Origin of the sequence: Cryobacterium adonitolivorans (assembly GCF_004402695.1) — a bacterium.
Lineage (GTDB): Bacteria > Actinomycetota > Actinomycetes > Actinomycetales > Microbacteriaceae > Cryobacterium > Cryobacterium adonitolivorans.
On sequence record NZ_SOFL01000011.1, the window covers coordinates 1 to 1,182 of the forward strand.

Below are 1,182 nucleotides of genomic sequence, written 5' to 3' on the forward strand. Positions count from 1 at the left end.
AGCGGCCCCGCAAAACCCTCAAACGCCGCACCCCAGCCGATTTGCTCAGCGAGCTAGTCTCGGGGAAGGAATTAGCCCCTGTTGCTTCCACCGTTTGAATTCGCCCATGGGTTATGAGCCTCGTGAGTTATCAAACAGTCGCACGCTAGTGGGGTGGGGCGCGTTGTGGGCGCAAGTGCCGGCCTCAACGAGAGATGATTCGATGTCGGGCAATGGCCCAAGGCGGGCCGTCCATGACACTCGAACAACAAGGCGGCCTTTGGCCACAATCGACGTATTCATGCTTAGCGCCAGATCCGGTGGCGACACCATCAGCGTCGACCATCATCGCGTCGGCAACGCCGGATACGCACGTTTGCGGGAGGATGACCAGATGAAGAAAGTCAATTGGCCAGTAGTGCTACCGATCGTTTTGATTGGGGTGCTGCTTGGGTGGCTTGCTGTTTGGCGACTTTCCCGCGCATCGAACCCACTCTTGCTGTGGATGAGTGGTGGGATGCCCGTCTTGGTGGTTGGATTTGTCTTCATGGCAGTGCTTGCCTGGCTACGTCGCAGGAAGTCGAGCAGGACGTGGGCCTTGATGACCCTGGATGATCCAGACGCTGCGCTTTTCATAGCTTTCGTTTATCCGTCCGTCAGGAGCCAGCTGGGCAAGCTCGGCTGGCGACTACACGGGTCGGCCTATCTATCGATACCCACGATTGGAGTCCGTTTCGGTCCGGCCGACGTCACCTTCTGGGAGGCCGGTGCAGAGGGACCGACTCTGACGTTAGCTTCCTCTGATATCAAATCCGCCGCAGTAGGTCAGGTCAGTGACGGGTACCGTGGTCACCCGGCGATCGATCTCGAACTCACGACAGCGCACCGCAACAACCGCCTCCAACTGAACCTTCGGAATGTCCGCCACCACAACCTCTCAACGGAAGGAATGAAAGAAGCGCTCTATAGAGTCCCAATCAGTCCTCGGCATAACGCGGAATCCTGATTGTTCAAATCCGGACGCCAGCATCTCCCGTCCTGCGGAAGTTCCAGGGGCCGGCGCTGGCAACGCACTGACGTGTCTCCAAACCCTAGGGCGGCTTCAAGGGGTCGTAGCAACACCGTATGAGTGAGGTGTTGTTGATGGCGTCGAGAGTGGTGTTGAAGGATCGCGAGAACTTGTTCTGGGTTCGGGTCCGTGGA

General features: G+C 58.2%; 1 protein-coding gene. It reads left to right on the forward strand.

Annotated elements, in window-relative coordinates:
- The first annotated feature begins 259 nt into the window (after window positions 1–259).
- The gene (locus E3O42_RS04175; protein WP_134452673.1) at window positions 260–985 is read left to right on the forward strand and encodes a hypothetical protein; all 726 of its coding nucleotides are present in this window, start codon (window positions 260–262) and stop codon (window positions 983–985) included.
- Window positions 986–1,182 lie beyond the last annotated feature (197 nt).